Source organism: Streptomyces sp. NPDC048659 (genome assembly GCF_040650575.1).
Taxonomy (GTDB): domain Bacteria; phylum Actinomycetota; class Actinomycetes; order Streptomycetales; family Streptomycetaceae; genus Streptomyces.
The window spans coordinates 127,309-143,556 of sequence record NZ_JBEZHM010000001.1 but is presented as its reverse complement, the minus strand read 5'-3'; the positions used below and the strand labels follow the sequence as shown (position 1 = coordinate 143,556).

At 73.6% G+C, this 16,248-nt stretch carries 20 protein-coding genes and 1 tRNA gene; 3 read left to right on the top strand and 18 right to left on the bottom strand.

Features of this window, described 5'->3' with window-relative positions; genetic code table 11:
* Positions 1–160: 160 nt before the first annotated feature.
* The 6 genes from AB0C99_RS00705 to AB0C99_RS00680 form a co-directional block, all read right to left on the bottom strand.
* Entirely contained in the window at positions 161–460 is a 300-nt protein-coding gene (locus AB0C99_RS00705) for a Dabb family protein (RefSeq protein WP_362467769.1), read from the bottom strand.
* A gap of 16 nt (positions 461–476) precedes the next feature.
* Positions 477–641 (bottom strand): hypothetical protein, encoded by a 165-nt coding sequence (locus AB0C99_RS00700; RefSeq protein ID WP_351657918.1) that lies wholly within the window; start codon positions 639–641, stop codon positions 477–479.
* 429 nt (positions 642–1,070) lie between these two features.
* Positions 1,071–1,158, bottom strand: a tRNA-Ser gene (locus tag AB0C99_RS00695).
* A 123-nt stretch (positions 1,159–1,281) separates the two neighbouring features.
* On the bottom strand, positions 1,282–1,710 hold the full coding sequence (gene tadA / locus AB0C99_RS00690) for a tRNA adenosine(34) deaminase TadA (protein WP_362468098.1): 429 nt from the start codon (positions 1,708–1,710) through the stop codon (positions 1,282–1,284).
* A gap of 68 nt (positions 1,711–1,778) precedes the next feature.
* Complete coding sequence (locus AB0C99_RS00685) at positions 1,779–2,315, bottom strand: hypothetical protein (RefSeq protein ID WP_362467767.1); 537 nt, start codon at positions 2,313–2,315, stop codon at positions 1,779–1,781.
* A 183-nt stretch (positions 2,316–2,498) separates the two neighbouring features.
* Positions 2,499–2,702 (bottom strand): hypothetical protein, encoded by a 204-nt coding sequence (locus tag AB0C99_RS00680; protein ID WP_362467766.1) that lies wholly within the window; start codon positions 2,700–2,702, stop codon positions 2,499–2,501.
* Positions 2,703–2,792: 90 nt separating this feature from the next.
* Between AB0C99_RS00680 and upp the strand changes: the two genes are divergently transcribed.
* Entirely contained in the window at positions 2,793–3,428 is a 636-nt protein-coding gene (gene upp, locus AB0C99_RS00675) for a uracil phosphoribosyltransferase (RefSeq protein ID WP_362467764.1), read from the top strand.
* Between the two features lie 48 nt (positions 3,429–3,476).
* Here upp and AB0C99_RS00670 read toward each other — a convergent pair whose 3' ends face one another.
* Complete coding sequence (locus AB0C99_RS00670) at positions 3,477–4,109, bottom strand: LytR C-terminal domain-containing protein (protein WP_362467762.1); 633 nt, start codon at positions 4,107–4,109, stop codon at positions 3,477–3,479.
* Between the two features lie 120 nt (positions 4,110–4,229).
* Positions 4,230–4,526: a type II toxin-antitoxin system VapB family antitoxin gene (locus AB0C99_RS00665; protein ID WP_017240525.1), complete on the bottom strand. Its 297-nt coding sequence runs from the start codon at positions 4,524–4,526 to the stop codon at positions 4,230–4,232.
* 106 nt (positions 4,527–4,632) lie between these two features.
* On the opposite strand from AB0C99_RS00665, the gene AB0C99_RS00660 reads away from it, so the two are divergent.
* A complete protein-coding gene (locus AB0C99_RS00660) occupies positions 4,633–6,189 on the top strand; it encodes a helicase HerA-like domain-containing protein (RefSeq protein WP_362467760.1) in 1,557 nt (518 codons plus the stop codon).
* Between the two features lie 3 nt (positions 6,190–6,192).
* On the opposite strand, the gene AB0C99_RS00655 is transcribed toward AB0C99_RS00660, so the two are convergent.
* The 5 genes from AB0C99_RS00655 to AB0C99_RS00635 form a co-directional block, all read right to left on the bottom strand.
* A complete protein-coding gene (locus AB0C99_RS00655) occupies positions 6,193–7,746 on the bottom strand; it encodes a M28 family metallopeptidase (RefSeq protein WP_362467758.1) in 1,554 nt (517 codons plus the stop codon).
* Positions 7,747–7,861: 115 nt separating this feature from the next.
* Complete coding sequence (locus AB0C99_RS00650; protein WP_362467756.1) at positions 7,862–8,575, bottom strand: HhH-GPD-type base excision DNA repair protein; 714 nt, start codon at positions 8,573–8,575, stop codon at positions 7,862–7,864.
* A gap of 41 nt (positions 8,576–8,616) precedes the next feature.
* Entirely contained in the window at positions 8,617–9,564 is a 948-nt protein-coding gene (pip, locus tag AB0C99_RS00645; protein ID WP_362467754.1) for a prolyl aminopeptidase, read from the bottom strand.
* Positions 9,565–9,605: 41 nt separating this feature from the next.
* The gene (locus AB0C99_RS00640) at positions 9,606–10,226 is read right to left on the bottom strand and encodes an alpha/beta hydrolase (RefSeq protein ID WP_362467752.1); all 621 of its coding nucleotides are present in this window, start codon (positions 10,224–10,226) and stop codon (positions 9,606–9,608) included.
* 63 nt (positions 10,227–10,289) lie between these two features.
* Positions 10,290–10,937: a helix-turn-helix domain-containing protein gene (locus AB0C99_RS00635; protein WP_362467750.1), complete on the bottom strand. Its 648-nt coding sequence runs from the start codon at positions 10,935–10,937 to the stop codon at positions 10,290–10,292.
* Between the two features lie 219 nt (positions 10,938–11,156).
* Between AB0C99_RS00635 and wrbA the strand changes: the two genes are divergently transcribed.
* Positions 11,157–11,765: an NAD(P)H:quinone oxidoreductase gene (gene wrbA / locus AB0C99_RS00630; RefSeq protein WP_362467748.1), complete on the top strand. Its 609-nt coding sequence runs from the start codon at positions 11,157–11,159 to the stop codon at positions 11,763–11,765.
* 43 nt (positions 11,766–11,808) lie between these two features.
* Here the strand turns inward: wrbA and AB0C99_RS00625 are convergent, their stop codons facing one another.
* From AB0C99_RS00625 to AB0C99_RS00605, 5 genes are all read right to left on the bottom strand, one after another.
* Positions 11,809–12,096 carry a metal-sensitive transcriptional regulator gene (locus tag AB0C99_RS00625; protein WP_362467746.1) on the bottom strand — a complete coding sequence of 96 codons (288 nt, stop codon included), beginning with the start codon at positions 12,094–12,096 and terminating at the stop codon, positions 11,809–11,811.
* Positions 12,097–12,221: 125 nt separating this feature from the next.
* Positions 12,222–13,460 carry a sigma-70 family RNA polymerase sigma factor gene (locus AB0C99_RS00620; protein ID WP_362468096.1) on the bottom strand — a complete coding sequence of 413 codons (1,239 nt, stop codon included), beginning with the start codon at positions 13,458–13,460 and terminating at the stop codon, positions 12,222–12,224.
* Positions 13,461–13,465: 5 nt separating this feature from the next.
* Positions 13,466–13,909, bottom strand: a complete 444-nt coding sequence (locus AB0C99_RS00615) for a YciI family protein (protein ID WP_362467744.1) — start codon at positions 13,907–13,909, stop codon at positions 13,466–13,468.
* Between the two features lie 130 nt (positions 13,910–14,039).
* Entirely contained in the window at positions 14,040–15,254 is a 1,215-nt protein-coding gene (locus AB0C99_RS00610; RefSeq protein ID WP_362467742.1) for a winged helix DNA-binding domain-containing protein, read from the bottom strand.
* A 67-nt stretch (positions 15,255–15,321) separates the two neighbouring features.
* Positions 15,322–16,167, bottom strand: a complete 846-nt coding sequence (locus AB0C99_RS00605) for an alpha/beta hydrolase (RefSeq protein WP_362467740.1) — start codon at positions 16,165–16,167, stop codon at positions 15,322–15,324.
* Between the last annotated feature and the right edge of the window lie 81 nt (positions 16,168–16,248).

Genomic DNA, 16,248 nt, shown 5'->3' with positions numbered 1-16,248 from the left:
CAATCCGTCAAAAGCGGTCATAGCATCACAAGACATGTCCACTGTGTGCAAGCACCGTATAACCACGTGTTGAGGGCAAGTTGGGCGGGTAAAACCTCGGGCCCCCCGCCGAAGCTCGGCGGGGGGCCCGTAGGAGAAGGGGTCGGAGCGGTGGTGCGGCTCAGCCCTCGAAGGGGTAGTCGGCGATCACCCAGGTCGCGAACTCGCGCCACTGGGCCACGCCGGCCTGGTGCGCGGGGTGCTCCAGGTAGACCTTGAGCGCGTCCGCGTCCTCGACCGCCGAGTTGATCGCGAAGTCGTACGCGATCGGGCGGTCGGAGATGTTCCACTCGCACTCCCAGAAGCGCAGCTCCGGGATCTGCGAGCCGAGCGCGCGGAACGCCTCGACACCGGCCACCACGCGCGGCTCGTCCCGTCGCACGCCGTCGTTGAGCTTGAAGAGGACCAGATGGCGGATCACGACGGCACTCCCGGGACTAGTTGACGAGCTCGGTCATGAACTGGCCGATGCCCTGCGCTGCGCTCGATATGCCCTCGAACCCTACCTGGACGAGGTCCGCCGCCCGGGCCGGGGACGTGATGATCGTGTACAGCACGAAGGCCATGACCACGTACAGTGCGATCTTCTTCGCCTGCGCCATTCGCTCCGCCCTCCCCTGGCTTCCCTGGCCTCCGCCGCCCGCGCGGTCGCCGAGTCTAGCCCAGGCCCTCCTCACGGGTCCTTTATGGACCAAGGGCCCTGCGATCGGGGCCTTTTGCCGCCGTCCGGAAGGGTGGCGGAGGAGCAGTATTGGTCTCAAGCCCGGCGGATCTGGCAGGAATCCGAAGGGCGGAGGAACCGGCCCTCACTGCGGGGTCCGCGCCGCGAGCTTCCCCCCTGACTGCGGCGCAGGACTTGCAGGACCGGTTCTCATCGGGGGGAGCGGCTTGTCCCCCCGATGCCGCTCCCCCCGTCCTAATCCCTCATCAGCTCGTATGTGATTGTCAGGTGCATGACATCAAGCCGGATGCGGCGGCGGGCCGGGCGGGCAAGCAAAAACCTCCCCGGACCGAAGTCCGGGGAGGTTTCCTGGCGGTAGCGGAGGGATTTGAACCCTCGGTGAGTTTCCCCACACTCGCTTTCGAGGCGAGCTCCTTCGGCCGCTCGGACACGCTACCGAGAGAGAGCTTAGCCCAAAGGAGCCCTGGACTGAAATCCATAAGTCCGCGCAGGTGGGAAGGGGTGCCACTCGGGGGTCGGCAGGGGGACGGCGGGGGCTCGGCGGGGCGCTCGGCGAGGGCTCAGCGGTCGCGGAAGAACGCGGTGAGCTGCCGGGAGCACTCCTCCTCCAGCACCCCGTGGATCACCTCGGGGCGGTGGTTGAGCCGCCGGTCCCGCACCAGGTCCCACAGCGAGCCCGTCGCGCCCGCCTTCTCGTCGAAGGCGCCGAAGACCACCCGTTCGACCCGCGACTGGACGAGTGCGCCCGCGCACATCACGCACGGCTCCAGGGTCACCACGAGCGTGCAGCCGGTCAGCCGCCACTCGCCGGTCTCCCGGGCCGCCCGCCGCAGCGCGAGGACCTCCGCGTGGGCCGTCGGGTCGCCGGTCGCCTCGCGCTCGTTGTGACCGAGCGCCAGGACCGTGCCGTCCGGGGAGAGCACGACCGCGCCGACCGGTACGTCACCGGCCAGCGCGGCCCTGTCCGCCTCGGCGAGGGCCAGCCGCATCGGGTCCCGCCAGGGGTCCCGTACGGGATCGGCGCCCGCGCCGGGGCCTTCCGTCGTCGCCAGGGGCACTAGCGCACGGCCTCCAGGACTTCCCCGGCGCCGAGGACGTCCGCGATCGTGGACAGGGCGTCCCCGTCGAGGGCGAGCAGCTCCCGCTCGGAGAGCCCCAGGTCGGCCAGGATCTGCCGGTCGCCGACGGGGGCCGCGGGCACGGCGGCGTCCCCGTCGTCCTCGCCGTCCTCGGCGGCCGAGGCGACGAGGGGTTCGCCGTCCTCCGTGCCGTCCAGGTCCAGCGCGTCCACATCGGTGTCAGCGTCGCGCGGGTCGTCGCCGAGGATCTCCGAGGTGAGGATCTCCCCGTAGGAGGACCGGGCCGCCGCGGCCGCGTTCGAGACGAAGACCCGCGGGTCGTCCTCGCCGTCGACGCGGACGACGCCGAACCACGCGTCCTCCTGCTCGATGAACACGATCACGGTCTCGCTGTCGTCCGCCGCGGCCTCCCGGGCCAGATCGGCGATGTCCGACAGGGTCTCCACACTGTCGAGCTCTGTATCGCTCGCTTCCCACCCGTCTTCGGTGCGCGCGAGCAGTGCGGCGAAGTACACCTGACTCTCCCACTGATCAGAGGTGTGACGATCCGGCGGCGCGCCCTGAATGCCCCGCCCAATCGGCATCGTGGCAGAAACGGACGCCGCAGGAGAGGTCTTCGGCTCTTGCGTCGTGCATCAGTCTGAACGACACATCGATCGGGCGGGCGTGCGACCCCGGCGCAAAGAGGGGCGCACGCGTCACCAGCGGAATGTGCGCATACGCATGGCCTGACGCATCCGCGCGGCGCGGGCGCGCCGGGGCTGGACGCGGTCGCGCAGCGCCTTGGCCTCGTGCAGCTCGCGCAGGAACTGCGCGCGGCGTCTGCGGCGCTCCGCGTCGGTCTCCGGTCGGGCCTCCTCGTCGGGAGCCGGTCCGCCGGGCTTTCCTTCCAGGTCGGGCATGGGTCACCACCCAGGACTTAGGTCCGGTACCTGTGTCCCCACCTTCCCTCGGCGGCGTGGTTCGACGCCAGTCCCGGCTACTGTGGAGGCATGCGTCTCCACGTCGTCGATCACCCGCTGGTCGCCCACAAGCTCACCACGCTGCGCGACAAGCGCACGGACTCCCCGACCTTCCGCCGGCTCGCCGACGAGCTGGTCACCCTGCTCGCCTACGAGGCGACCAGGGACGTGCGGACCGAGCAGGTCGACATCGAGACCCCCGTCACGCCGACGACCGGTGTGAAGCTCTCGTACCCGCGTCCGCTGGTGGTGCCGATCCTGCGGGCCGGCCTCGGGATGCTCGACGGCATGGTGCGGCTGCTGCCGACGGCCGAGGTGGGCTTCCTCGGCATGATCCGGAACGAGGAGACGCTGGAGGCGTCCACGTACGCCACGCGGATGCCGGAGGACCTGTCCGGCCGCCAGGTGTACGTCCTGGACCCGATGCTCGCGACCGGCGGCACGCTGGTGGCGGCGATCCAGGAGCTGATCAAGCGCGGCGCGGACGACGTGACCGCGGTCGTGCTGCTGGCCGCGCCGGAGGGCGTCGCCGTCATGGAGCGCGAGCTGGCGGGCACGCCGGTGACCGTGGTGACGGCCTCGGTCGACGAGCGGCTCAACGAGCACGGCTACATCGTGCCGGGTCTGGGCGACGCGGGCGACCGGATGTACGGGACCGCAGGCTAGAGCCTGGCGGTCCCGCCGCCGGGTCCGTCCCGTCCCGTCCCGCCCGCGCTAGCAGCGCGCGGCGGCGGGCTTGGGCTTGGCGAGGGCCACGAGGGCGGCGTCCGCCGCCGCCTTCGGGTCCAGGGTCTTGAAAGCAGTGCCGATGATGAGGTCGATGTCCGCCGTGGTGCGGGCGTCGACCTTTGTCGTGGCGCCCTTGAGCTGGGTGCCGAGCACGGAGAAGCCGCCCTTGGCCGCCCCGGGCGCGCCGAGCAGCATTCCGGCGCCGGGGACCTTCTTGTCGTACGCGGCGGGGGCGTTGCCCACCTTGCCGATGGCGAAGCCGCGCTTCTTCAGCTCGTCCGCGGTCGTCTTGGCGAGCCCCGCGCGCGGGGTCGCGTTGTAGACGTTGACCGTGATCTGGCCGGGCTTGGGCAGGGCGGCGGCCGGGGGCGGCACGGTGACCTGGGGTGCGGGCTTGCAGTCGGCCTGCTTCCCGGCGGCGGTGGTGGTCCTGCCGTCGCCGCCGGTGAAGACGTCGATCAGCTGGAGCGTCCCCCATCCCGCCGCGCCGAGCACGAGCGCTCCGGCCGCGGCTCCGAGGACGATCCTGCGCCGGCGGTGGGGGCGGCGCATCCGTGGGTAGACATCGCCCGTGATGCGGTACTTCCCGCCCATTCCAGGGGGAGTGAGCATGCTCATGAGCGCAGCGTAATGCGGGCTCCGGGGGATGCCTACTGGATGATCATGTGATCGCGTCCGGATGGGGGCGAAGAGGCCCCGAAAGGATCAGCCGGGAGGGACCGGGGGCGGCCCGGAGGGTCAGTCCATCTCCAGCACGCGGGCGTGCAGCACCTGGCGCTGCTGGAGCGCGGCGCGGACCGCGCGGTGCAGTCCGTCCTCCAGGTAGAGGTCGCCCCGCCACTTCACGACGTGCGCGAAGAGGTCGCCGTAGAAGGTCGAGTCCTCGGCGAGCAGGGTCTCCAGGTCCAGCTGGCCCTTGGTCGTCACCAGCTGATCGAGGCGGACCGGGCGCGGGGCGACGTCCGCCCACTGCCGGGTGCTTTCCCGGCCGTGGTCGGGATACGGCTTTCCGTTACCGATGCGCTTGAAGATCACACGGAAAGCCTACCGGGCGAGCGGCTACCAGCGCAGCCACGCGGGCGCGGTGCGATGCTGGGGCGAAACCGGGTGAAACAGCATGCAATCGGGACAGGGGTCCGTCATGAGCGTGAGCGAGCAGCCCTGGGCGCCGATCGCCGCCGGGTACGCCTTCGACGGCGCGGCACTCGATCTGGGGGCCCTGCTCTGGGACGGCGCCTGTCACCCGGACGCGCCGATCCGCATCCCGCTGACCGTGCTCAACCGGCACGGGCTGGTCGCGGGCGCGACCGGCACCGGCAAGACGAAGACGCTCCAGCTGATCGCGGAGCAGCTCTCGGCGAACGGGGTGCCGGTCTTCCTCGCCGACATCAAGGGCGACGTCTCGGGGATCTCGGCGCCGGGCGCGGACGGCGAGAAGGTCCGGGAGCGGGCGGCGCAGGTGGGGCAGGAGTGGACGCCGGCCGGTTTCCCCTGCGAGTTCTACGGGCTCGGCGGCACCGGCCCCGGCATCCCGGTGCGCGCGACCGTGACCAGCTTCGGCCCGGTGCTGCTGTCGAAGGTGCTCCAGCTGAACCAGACGCAGGAGCAGTCGCTCGGCCTGATCTTCCACTACGCCGACGCGAAGGGCCTGGAGCTCTACGACCTGAAGGACCTGCGGGCGGTGGTGGCCTTCCTCGTCTCCGACCCGGGCAAGGCGGAGCTGAAGGGGATCGGCGGGCTCTCGACGGTGACCGCCGGGGTGATCCTGCGGGCGATCACGGCCTTCGAGCAGCAGGGCGCGGGCGGCTTCTTCGGGGAGCCGGAGTTCGACACGAGCGAGTTCCTGCGCACGGCGCCGGACGGGCGCGGGATCGTCTCCGTACTGGAGCTGGCGGCCGTGCAGGACAAGCCGCAGCTGTTCTCGACCTTCCTGATGTGGCTGCTCGCGGATCTGTACGGGGACCTGCCGGAGGTCGGCGACGTCGAGAAGCCGAAGCTGGTCTTCTTCTTCGACGAGGCGCACCTGCTGTTCAACGGGGCCTCGAAGGCGTTCCTGGAGTCGATCACGCAGACGGTGCGGCTGATCCGGTCCAAGGGCGTCGGGGTGTTCTTCGTGACGCAGACCCCGAAGGACGTCCCGGCGGACGTGCTGGCGCAGCTCGGCAACCGGGTCCAGCACGCGCTGCGGGCGTTCACCCCGGACGACGCCAAGGCGCTGAAGGCGACCGTGCGGACCTTCCCGAACTCGCCGTACGACCTGGAGGAGGTGCTGACCGGGCTCGGCACGGGCGAGGCGGTGATCACGGTGCTGAGCGAGAAGGGCGCCCCGACCCCGGTGGCGGCGACCCGGCTGCGGGCGCCGCGGTCGCTGATGGGACCGGTCCCGGCGGCGGACCTGGACGCGGCGGTGAGGTCCTCGCCGCTGTACGGGCGGTACGCGGAGCCGGTGGACCGCGAGTCGGCGTACGAGAAGCTGACGGCCGAGCAGCGGGCGGCGGAGGAGGCGGCGCTGCGGGCGGCCGAGGAGAAGGCCGCCGCGAAGGAGACGGCGAGGGCTCCCCGGCAGAAGGAGGAGCCCTCGCTCACCGAACAGGTCGTCGGCAGTGGGATGTTCAAGTCCCTCGCGCGGTCGATCGGGACCCAGCTGGGCCGGGAGATCTCCCGGTCGCTGTTCGGGACCGCGCGCCGCAAGCGGTGAGGCTTACGAGGTGACCTCGTCGTGGTCGGCGTGCAGACCGCCGCCGCTGCCGGCGTCGCCGGTGGTCGGGACGGAGACGACGGGGCGCTTCAGCGAGCTGATGTCGTGGGCGTAGGTGCCCACGGCGTTGGCGATGACGTCGATGTTGATGTCGAAGGCCGTCATGTTGATGTTCGACAGGTTGTCGCCCTTGGCGTGGTAGTTCACGTCGTAGGCCACCCCCGCCTGACCGCCGAACTTCGCGGCCTGACCGGCGGTCTTGACACCCTCGGCGCCGGTGAAGGTGCCGCCGGAGGCGATGCCCGCGTCGACGAACGGGCCGTAGTCGGAGCGCCCGGTGAAGTCGGTGCCCTCGTGCGGGATGCCGCGCCCGTCGAGGAAGTCGTTGATGTCGCGCTCCAGCTGGGCGGAGCCCTCGGGGCCGGCGCCCGCGCCCGTCGCGTCGGAGTCGTCGCCGTCGTAGACGAAGAGCCCGTAGTTCGGCGAGGCGATCATGTCGAAGTTCAGGTAGAGCTTGATCTCCTTCTTGCCGAGCTCGCTCAGGTTCGCGACGTAGTGCTCGGAGCCGAGCAGGCCGTTCTCCTCGGCGGACCACCAGGCGAAGCGGACCTTGTTGCGGACCTTGTCCTTCGACTTGGCGAGCTCCAGGGCGGTCTGGAGGAGACCGGCGGAGCCGGAGCCGTTGTCGTTGATGCCGGGGCCGGCGGTGACGGAGTCGAGGTGCGAGCCGAGCACCACGGTGTTGGCGGCGTTGCCGCCGACGGTCTCCGCGATGACGTTGTTGGTGGAACGCTTCTCCTGGAGCTGGCGGATCTCGAAGGAGAGCTTGACCGGGCCCTTGGCGAGGTCGGCGGCGAGCGCCTCGCCCTCGGCCTGGGAGAGGCCACCGACCGGGGTGCCCGGGAGGCCGGGACCGCCGAGGGTGCCGGAGAGGGCGCCTTCGGTGTTGTTGTAGATGATCGCGCCGACGGCGCCGGCCGCGCCCGCGTTCTGCTGCTTGACGGCGAAGGTGCAGCCGCCGCGCTTGATGAGCGCGATCTTGCCGGTGAAGGCGCCGGCGGCGAAGTCGCCCGGCTCGCAGCCGGTGGTGCCGTCCGCGTCGACCGGGACGGCGGCGAGCTCGGCCTGCACGCCGCCGACCGGGGTCGACTTGGTGTAGGTCATCGCCTTGATGTCGAGGTCACGGGCGGTGGGGGAGAGGACCTTGGCCTTCTCGGCGAGGGTCTCCGTGTACTGGAAGTCGAACTTCTGGTAGGTGACGGCGTAGCCGGCCTTCTTGAGCTGCGTGTACACGTACGCGGCGGAGGCGTCGTGGCCGAGGCTGCCGGCCGCGCGGTGGCCGCCGGCCGAGTCGGCTATCGCCTGGAACTTCTGGAGGTGCTTGTAGGCGTCCTTCGCGGACGTCTCGCGGACCAGCTTCTTCGCCAGCTTGGCGGCGTCGCGGGCGGCCGAGGCCCCGGGGTCGGGGGTTGCGGTTGCGGGGGCGGCGATCACCAGCGGGGTGGCGAGTGCGGCGGCGGCCAGAACGGCGGCGGCTCTGCGCTGGGTTGCGTTCACAGAAGTCCTTCCCGATTCGTACGAGGTGGAAGGGAAGTTAGCTTTGTGTGGTGGATTCTGTGAACAGATCTGGCGCAATTCATGTCAGGTTGAACAGGATTGACATGCGGAGTTATCAATTCCCGTCCGTTTCGCGGGGTTTCGCGGCGGCCCGCGTCCGTTTACCGGACGGCACCGTCCCGGCAGGCGGAGCGCCGGTGGCCGACTCGGACGCCTGGGCGGTCCCCCGGGCCGGGGCCGTTCCGGCCGCCTTGGCGGCCTTGGCGGCGGCCTTCATCTCCTGCTTGTGGGCCCGCACCTTCGCCAGCGACTCCGGCCCCGTGATGTCGGCGGCCGAGCGGTAGCAGTGCGCCTCGCCGTACGGGCCCGCCGCCTCCCGCCAGCCCTTGGGCCGCACCCCGTACCGCTTGCCGAGCAGCGCCAGGAAGATCCGGGCCTTCTGCTCGCCGAAGCCCGGCAGCGCCTCCAGCCGCGCGAGCAGCTCCGCCCCGGTCGCCGCGTCCCGCCAGACGGCCTCGGCGTCGCCCCCGTACGTGTCGACGAGGAAGCGGCACAGCTGCTGGATCCGCTGGGCCATCGAGCCCGGGTAGCGGTGCACGGCGGGCTTCGTGGAGAGCAGCGCGGCGAACGCCTCCGGGTCCTGGGCGGCGATCTCGTGCGCGTCCAGGTCGTCGCGGCCCATCCGGGTCGCGATCGTGTACGGGCCCGAGAACGCCCACTCCATCGGCACCTGCTGGTCGAGCAGCATCCCGACCAGCGCGGCGAGCGGGGAGCGGCCGAGCAGCTCGTCGGCCTCGGGCTGCTGGGCGAGGTGGATCTCGGGGCTCATGTCCGGATCATCGCGCCCGCCCGCCCCGCCCGCGCGGTGGTTCACCCCTTTGCGAAGCGTTCGAGGGCGGCGACCACGTGCGCGCGGGTCTCGGCGCCGCCCAGGTGCCCGGCCCCCTCCACCACCCGCAGTTCCGCGTCCGGCCAGGCGCGGGCCAGCTCCCAGGCGGTGGTGAGCGGCCCGGCCATGTCGAGCCGGCCGTGCACCAGGACGCCGGGGATGCCGGCCAGCCGGTGCGCCTCCCGGATCAGGACGCCCTCCTCCAGGAAGGCGCCGTGCGCGAAGTAGTGCGCGCAGATCCGTACGAAGGCGAGCCGGGTCCGGTCGACCCGGTCGGTGTACGGGGTGCCCTGGCCCTCCATCGACAGGACGGCGTCCTCCCAGGCGCACCAGTCGGCCGCCGCCCGCTCCCGCACAGTGGGGTCCGGGTCGTCCATCAGCGCCGCGTACGCCCGGACCGGGTCCCCGGCCCCGCCCGGCCCGGCGCCCGCCAGGAAGCGCTCGTGGGCCTCGGGGAAGAAGCGGCCGACGCCCCCGTAGAGCCAGGCGGTCTCGGAGCGGCGGGTGGTGGTGACGGCGGCGAGGACGATCTCGGTGACCCGCTCGGGGTGGGCCAGCGCGTACGCCAGGATCAGGGTGGAGCCCCAGGAGCCGCCGTGGAGCAGCCAGCGGTCGACGCCGAGGTGGCTCCGGAGCCGTTCCATGTCGGCGACCAGGTGGGCGGTGGTGTTCACGGACAGGTCGGCGGCCGGGTCGCTCGCGTGCGGGGTGGAGCGCCCGCAGCCGCGCTGGTCGAACTGGACGATCCGGTAGCGCTCGGGGTCGAAGACCCGGCGGGCCCCGGGCGAGGACCCGGAGCCCGGCCCGCCGTGCACGACGAGCGCGGGCTTGCCCTCGGGGTTGCCGGCGACGGACCAGTAGACGTGGTTGCCGTCGCCGACGTCGAGCAGGCCCTCGGTGTGCGGGGCGGTGTCGTGGTGGGGGCGCATCCGCCCGACGATAGGGCCGGGCCCCACCGCGCGGACAGGGGTTATCGGTTGGCGCCCACCCGCGTGGCAGGGTTCTCGCACCACTCCAGGACCGAGGGCCAGGCCCCGTACCCCGAGTCGGGGGTGAGGTGGGCGCCGCCCGGCACCTCGTCCGTGTCGAGCCCGAGCGGGCCCGCGTAGTGGTGGGCGGCGCCCTCGGGGCAGTACGGGTCGGCGGCGGCCCAGACCAGCCGGGCGGGCGCCTTCAGCGGTACGGAGGCGAGGTCGAGCCCGTCCGCGAAGCCGGCGATCTCGGGGACGGAGGCGGTGACGGCGGGGGAGGGCGGCGCGACGAGCAGCACCCGGTCCGCGTCCGGCACCCGCCCGGCCGCCGCGGCGCGCAGCCACAGCAGCACGCCCAGGCTGTGCGCGACGACCACGAACTCGCCCTCGGCGGGCCGCCGTCCGTGCTCCTCCAGGGTGTCCAGCCAGTCCCCGAGCACGGGCGCGTCGGGCTCGGGGAGCTGCGGGTAGCGCACCTCGTGGCCGCGCTCGCGCAGGGCGCCCGCGAGCCAGTGGTGCCAGTGGCCGGGCGGGCGGTGGTTCTCATAGCCGTGCAGGAGCAGATACGTGGTCTTGGCGTACGGGGTCATGGGACGCGTGGCCATGGGATGCGTGGTCATGGCGATGATCGTGCGCGCCGGGCGGCCCGCCGGTCCACCGCCGTCCGGGCGGCGGACCCGGGCTCAGCGTCCTTCGTCGCCGCGCAGCCGGATCAACTCCCGCATCCCGGCCTTGAGCTCGGCGGCCGGGACACCCCGGTCCACCGACAGGTGGTGGACCAGGCTCGGCGAGAAGGGCGCGAGGAGCAGGTGCGCGAGGAGCGGGCCGTCGGCGCCTGGGCGGGCCTCGCCGAGCAGCAGGGTCAGGTGCAGGTGCATCGCGAGGTAGGCGCCGTTGCCGTAGCGGGCCACGGGCCCGGCGGTCTGCGCGGCGAACAGGATCTCGCGCTGCTCGACGGAGCGGTCGACGAGCGCGTCGAGGAAGGCGTCGAGCCGCTCGCCGGCGGGGGCGCCGGGACCGAGCGGGGGCGGGCCGCTCAGATACGCCTCCTGGAACTGCCGCTCGCGGTCGTCGAGCAGCGCCAGGAGCAGTTGGGCGACGTCGCCGAAGCGGCGGTAGACGGTCCCGACGCCGATACAGCTGGCGTGCGCGACCTGGTTCATGGTGACGGCCTCGGGGCCCTGCTCGGCGACGATCCGGGCGGCGGCGTCGAGGATCTTGCGCCGGTTGCGGGCGGCGTCGGCGCGCTCGGGCGGCGGGCCCCCCGCGATCGGCAGCAGGGTGAGCAGCGGCGCCGACTCGTCTCCGGCCTGCGGATTCCTCGTGCTCATCTGCGGCTGCCTCCCTGGTGGCGCGTTTCCCCCTCGGTCCGTTCCAGGCCATGAGCATAACGCCCCTCTTGCGAATCGGATAGCTGTCCGCTTAGCCTCGGGGCATCGAAGCGGAAAGCGATCCGCTTACGGCTGATCCGCCGCTCACCGCTCACCACTTACTGCTCACCGCTCACCGCCTACGCCTCACCCGCCTGTCTCGATCCGAGGGAGCCCGCCATGTCCGCCAAGGTCGCCGTCATCTACTACTCGTCCACCGGAAACGTGCACCAGCTCGCCCAGGCGGTCGCCGAGGGCGCGGAGAAGGCGGGCGCCGAGGTCCGGCTGCGCCGGGTCCCCGAACTGGCCCCCGACACGGCCATCGACGCGAACCCGGCCTGGCGCGCCCACGTCGAGGCGACCGCCGACGTGGAGGTGGCGACGCTGGCGGACCTGGAGTGGGCGGACGCGTACGCGCTCGGCTCGCCGACCCGCTTCGGCAACGTCGCGGCCCAGCTCAAGCAGTACATCGACACGGCGGGCGGCCTCTGGCAGCAGGGCATCCTGGCCGACAAGCCGGCGACCGCCTTCACCAGCGCGTACAACACCCACGGCGGCAACGAGTCGACGCTGCTCGCGCTCTACAACACCTTCCACCACTGGGGCTCGGTCATCGTCTCCCCCGGCTTCACGGACCCGTCCGTGTACGCGGCGGGCGGCAACCCCTACGGCACCTCGCACGCGGGCAGCAACGGCGCCCCGGAGGAGAACGTCCTGGCGGCGGCCCGCCACCAGGGCGAGCGCCTCGCGAAGATCGCCAAGCGCCTGAAGGGCCTCGCGGACGCGTAGCCGCGCGGCGACGGGGGCGGGGGCCGGGGCCCCGGCCGGCGGCTCAGGCCAGGGAGAGGAAGAGCTTCTCCAGGCGGGCGCGCATCTGGTCCCGGTCCTCGTCCGTCTTGCGCCCGTCGTCGATGTCGGTCAGGCACTGCTGGAGCCCGGTCGCGATGATCGCGAACCCGGCCCGGTCCAGCGCCCGGGAGGCGGCGGCGAGCTGGGTCACGACCTCCTCGCAGTCGCGTCCCTCCTCGATCATCCGGATCACCCCGGAGATCTGCCCCTGGGCCCGGCGCAGCCGGTTCAGCACGGCCTTGAGCTCGGCGCCCGCGAGATCGAGTTCCACAACCACTCCTCCATGGATCCCCCGGGGGGACATCTCGGGGGAGATCCCAGGGGGTACGTTTCTCCCCGCCTCGGGGCCCTGTCGAAGACCAAGGATGGCATCCGCCGATTTATTGCCTCGGGCGCTCACGGGTCGAGACGGTCCGCGCGGGCCAGCAGATAGCGGCGCTCCGGCAGGCTGAGGGTCCGCCCGGCCGCCGCGCGGTAGGAGTCGGCGGCGGCCCGGCGGGCGCCGGTGCGTTCGAGGAGGTGGGCGCGGACGGCGGGGAGCCGGTGGGACCCGGCCAGGCGCGGCTCCAGGCGCTGTTCCAGGGCGGCCAGGGCGGCCAGCCCCGCCTCCGGGCCCTCGGCCATCGCGAGGGCGACCACCCGGCCGAGCTCCGCCATCGGATCCCGTGTCCTGGTCACCAGGACCTCGTAGAGGGCCAGGATCTGCGGCCAGTCGGTGGCCTCCGGGCGGTCCGCCTCGTCATGGAGGGCGGCGATCGCGGCCTGGAGCTGGTACGGCCCGGGCGGGCCCTCGGCCAGCGCCTCCGCGACCAGGGCGGTGCCCTCCGCGATCGCCGCCCGGTCCCAGCGCCCGCGGTCCTGCTCGTCCAGCGGCACCAGCTCGCCGTCCGGGCCGGTGCGCGCCGCACCACGCGCCTCGGTGAGCAGCATCAGCGCCAGCAGCCCCGTCACCGCGCCCTCCCGGGGCAGCAGCGCGCGGACCGCCCGGGTCAGCCGGATCGCCTCCCGGGCCAGGTCGGCGCGGTGCAGGGCGGGGCCCGAGGTGGCGGTGTAGCCCTCGTTGAAGATCAGGTACAGCACCTGGAGCACCGAGGCCAGGCGCGCGTCCCGGTCGAGCGGGGCGGGCGGCCGGAAGGGCCGGTCGGCGCCGTTCGCCCGCAGCCGCGCCTTCGCCCGGCTGATCCGCTGGGCGATCGTCGCCTCCGGTACGAGGTGGGCGCGGGCGATCTCCGCCGTGGTCAGCCCGCCGACCGCCCGCAGGGTCAGCGCGATCTGGGCGGGCGGGGCGAGCGCCGGGTCGCAGCACAGGAAGAGGAGGGTGAGGGTGTCGTCGGCGGCGGGCGCCGCGCGCGGCTCGCGCGGCTCCAGCCGCCGGGCCGCCGCCTCCCGCCGCGCCCGCGCCTCCTCCGCCCGCAGCGCGTCCGTGAGGCGCCGGGCCGCCACCCGGATCAGCCAGCCGCGCGGATTGCCCGGCACCCCCTCCGCGGGCCACTGCCGGGCGGCGGCGAGCAGCGCCTCCTGCACGGCGTCCTCGGCGGCGGCGAAGTGCCCGTACCGGCGCACGAGCGCGCCGAGGACCTGCGGCGCGTGCAGGCGCAGCAGGTCCTCGACCGCCCGGCCGCCGGCGTCCGGCACCGGCGTCAAGCCGTACCCCCGCCACCGGCCTCGCCGCGGACCTCGGCGCCGCCCTCGTCGATCTGCCGGATCACCACCGGGAAGACCGGCGCCCCGGCCGGCGCGGGACACCGCGTCACCCGGGCCGCGATCTCCGTCACCCGCTCCAGGCTCGCGCAGTCCAGCACCCAGTACCCGGCGAGCACCTCCTTCGTCTCCCCGTACGGGCCGTCGGTGACGACCGGCCGCCCCTCGGCGTCCGCGGTCACGAACCGGGTCCTGGCCGGCTCGACCAGCCCCTGCGCGTCCACGAGCTCGCCGGACTCGGCCAGGTCGTCGCTGACGGCGGTCATGTACGCGAACATCGCCGACAGGTCCCGCTCGCTCCACGCCGGGCTGTGCGCGGACGGCTTCCCCTTCATGGCGTCGTAGTCGGCCTGCGCGCCCTGCACCATCACCAGGTACTTCATGGCGTCCTCCTCGTACTGAGGTCTTCGAGCGGCCCCTGACGGGCCCTTCCACAGGAGACGTCGGAGCCGGGCGGGGATTCTCGACACCGCGCCGGAGCTCACCTGTACGGCGCCTCGGCGCCCCGCCCGCTCAGCCCGGCGCGCCGCCCTCCGCAAGCTCCCGCTCCAGCGGGGTGCGGAACCGGGGCGTGATCCGGACCTCGCCCACCCACTCCGCGAGCCGCGCCGCCTCCGCCCCGATCGCGCGGACCGCCTCGGCGCCCACGTCGGCGAGCAGCCGGTGCGCCACGGTCCCGTCCGGGCGCTGCGCCCAGCCGCCGACGATCCGGCCGTCCCACCAGACGGTCGGCCCGATGTTGCCGCTGCGGTCGAAGAGGGCGGGCCGGTGCGCCGGGTCCAGGTACCAGTCGCGGGACTGCCAGCCCATCGGCGTCGGGTCGAGCGCGGGCAGCAGCGCCGCCCAGGGACCGGCGGCACCCTCCGGTACGGGATCGAGGTCGTCGGGCGGCAGGTGCCCGACGGTCCCGTCGTCGAGGGCGACCGGCTCCGCGCCGACGGCGGCGAGCGCGTGGCGCACGTCGGTGACCTTCCACCCCGTCCACCACTTCAGGTCCGCCTCCGTCGCCGGCCCGTACGCGGCCAGCCAGCGCCGCACCAGCGCGGCACGGGCCTCGGCGGCCGGGACCTCGGCGTGCGGCGGGGCGGGCGCCCAGCGGAAGCGGCTCGACGTCCAGGACCCCTGCGGGCGGCCCCGCACGATCCGGCCCTCCATGCCCAGGACCCGCAGCACCCGCGAGGACACCGGCTGCGGCCCCTCCTGCGCGGTGCCGACGCCGTACACGTACGAGGCCCTCAACCTCGGTACGGCGTCACCGAGTTCGGCACCCGTCGCCTCGCCCCGCCGCGCCAGCTCCGCCAGCACCAGCCGCTCGGTCCCGGCCAGCCAGGCCGCGTCGAAGTCGCTGCCCGCCGCCAACTGCTTGACCAGAGCGGCCCGTTCGCGGACCGCCGCCGCCTCGGAGGTGGAGGAGTGGACGGCGGCGGCGAGCGGGGACGGCACCACGAAGACGGTGTGCCGCATCCCGTGCATCCGGGTCAGCGTCCGCTCCTCGTACAGCGCCCGCTCCACCTCGGCCACCGGGTCCCGGCCGTCCGCGAGCCGGGCGCCCGCCGCCAGGAAGACCGTCGCCGGGTCCGTCGCGTGCAGCGCCACCAGCGCGTCCGCGACCTCCTCGGCCGCCGCCGCCCGCGCGTCCCGGGCCAGCCGATGCCGCAACCCGAGCCGCGCCCGGCGCTCACCGCCCCCGACGAGCCTGCCGGGCCGCGCGTTGTCGCCTCTGCTCATGTCACCAGGATGGCCCGGGTGAGGCGCGGGGGCAGCGGGGACGGGGCAGCCGGGCCGGGGGGCCTCGTCACCCGAGCTCGGCGAGGAACCCGGCGACGAGGCGGTGGAGCACCTCGGGCCGCTCCAGGTGCAGGTCGTGGCCGGTGCCGGGGAGGGAGACGCCGCGGAGCCCGGGCCCGGGCAGCCGGGCCGCCATCGCTTCGTAGTCGGCGGGCGGGATGATCCCGTGCTGCCCGAGGACGGCGAGGAGGGGGACGCGGACGGCCTCCCACTCCGGCCACCAGTCGCGCCCGGCGTTCTCGGCGAGCGAGGCGACCATGACCTCGGGGTCGAACCGGGGCCACCAGCCGCCGTCCCGCTCTTCGAGACCGCCGGCCCAGCCCTCGCCCACGGGACCGCCGCCGAGATGGGAGGCGGCGGCGGCGCGGGAGGGGAAGGGCACGGGCCAGGCCCGGAGCCAGCCCCCGATCTCGTCGACGACGCCCGGCTCGGTCCCGAGGGGCCCGGCCTCGACGAGGACGGCCGCGGCGAGCCGGGAGGGGTGGGCGGCGGCGGTGAGGAGGGCGGCGTGCCCGCCGTAGGACTGCCCGATGAGGACGGGACCGGGCCCGAGGCCGAGGCCGGGATCGTCGAGTACGGCGAGGACGTCGGCGACGTACGCGGCGCGGGAGGTGTCGGCGGGCCGCCGTTCGCTGGCGCCGTGGCCGCGCTGGTCGAGGGCGACGACGTGATGCCCGTCGGCCCGCAGGAGCCGGGCGAGCGCGTCCCATTCGCCGGACTGCCCGGCGAGCCCGTGCAACAGGAGAACCGGCCGCCCGGAGGGCGACGCCGCGGGCCGGCCCCAGTCACGGCAGGAGAGCCGCACGGAGTCCTCGCGTACGAGAAGACGCTCGCGCCACTCGGGAGGACTCACACGACTCATACGGCTCTCTCAGGGCAGGCCGTCGGTGACGGCGGTACGGTCCGGGGACGTCGAGTCGGATGGCGACCCACA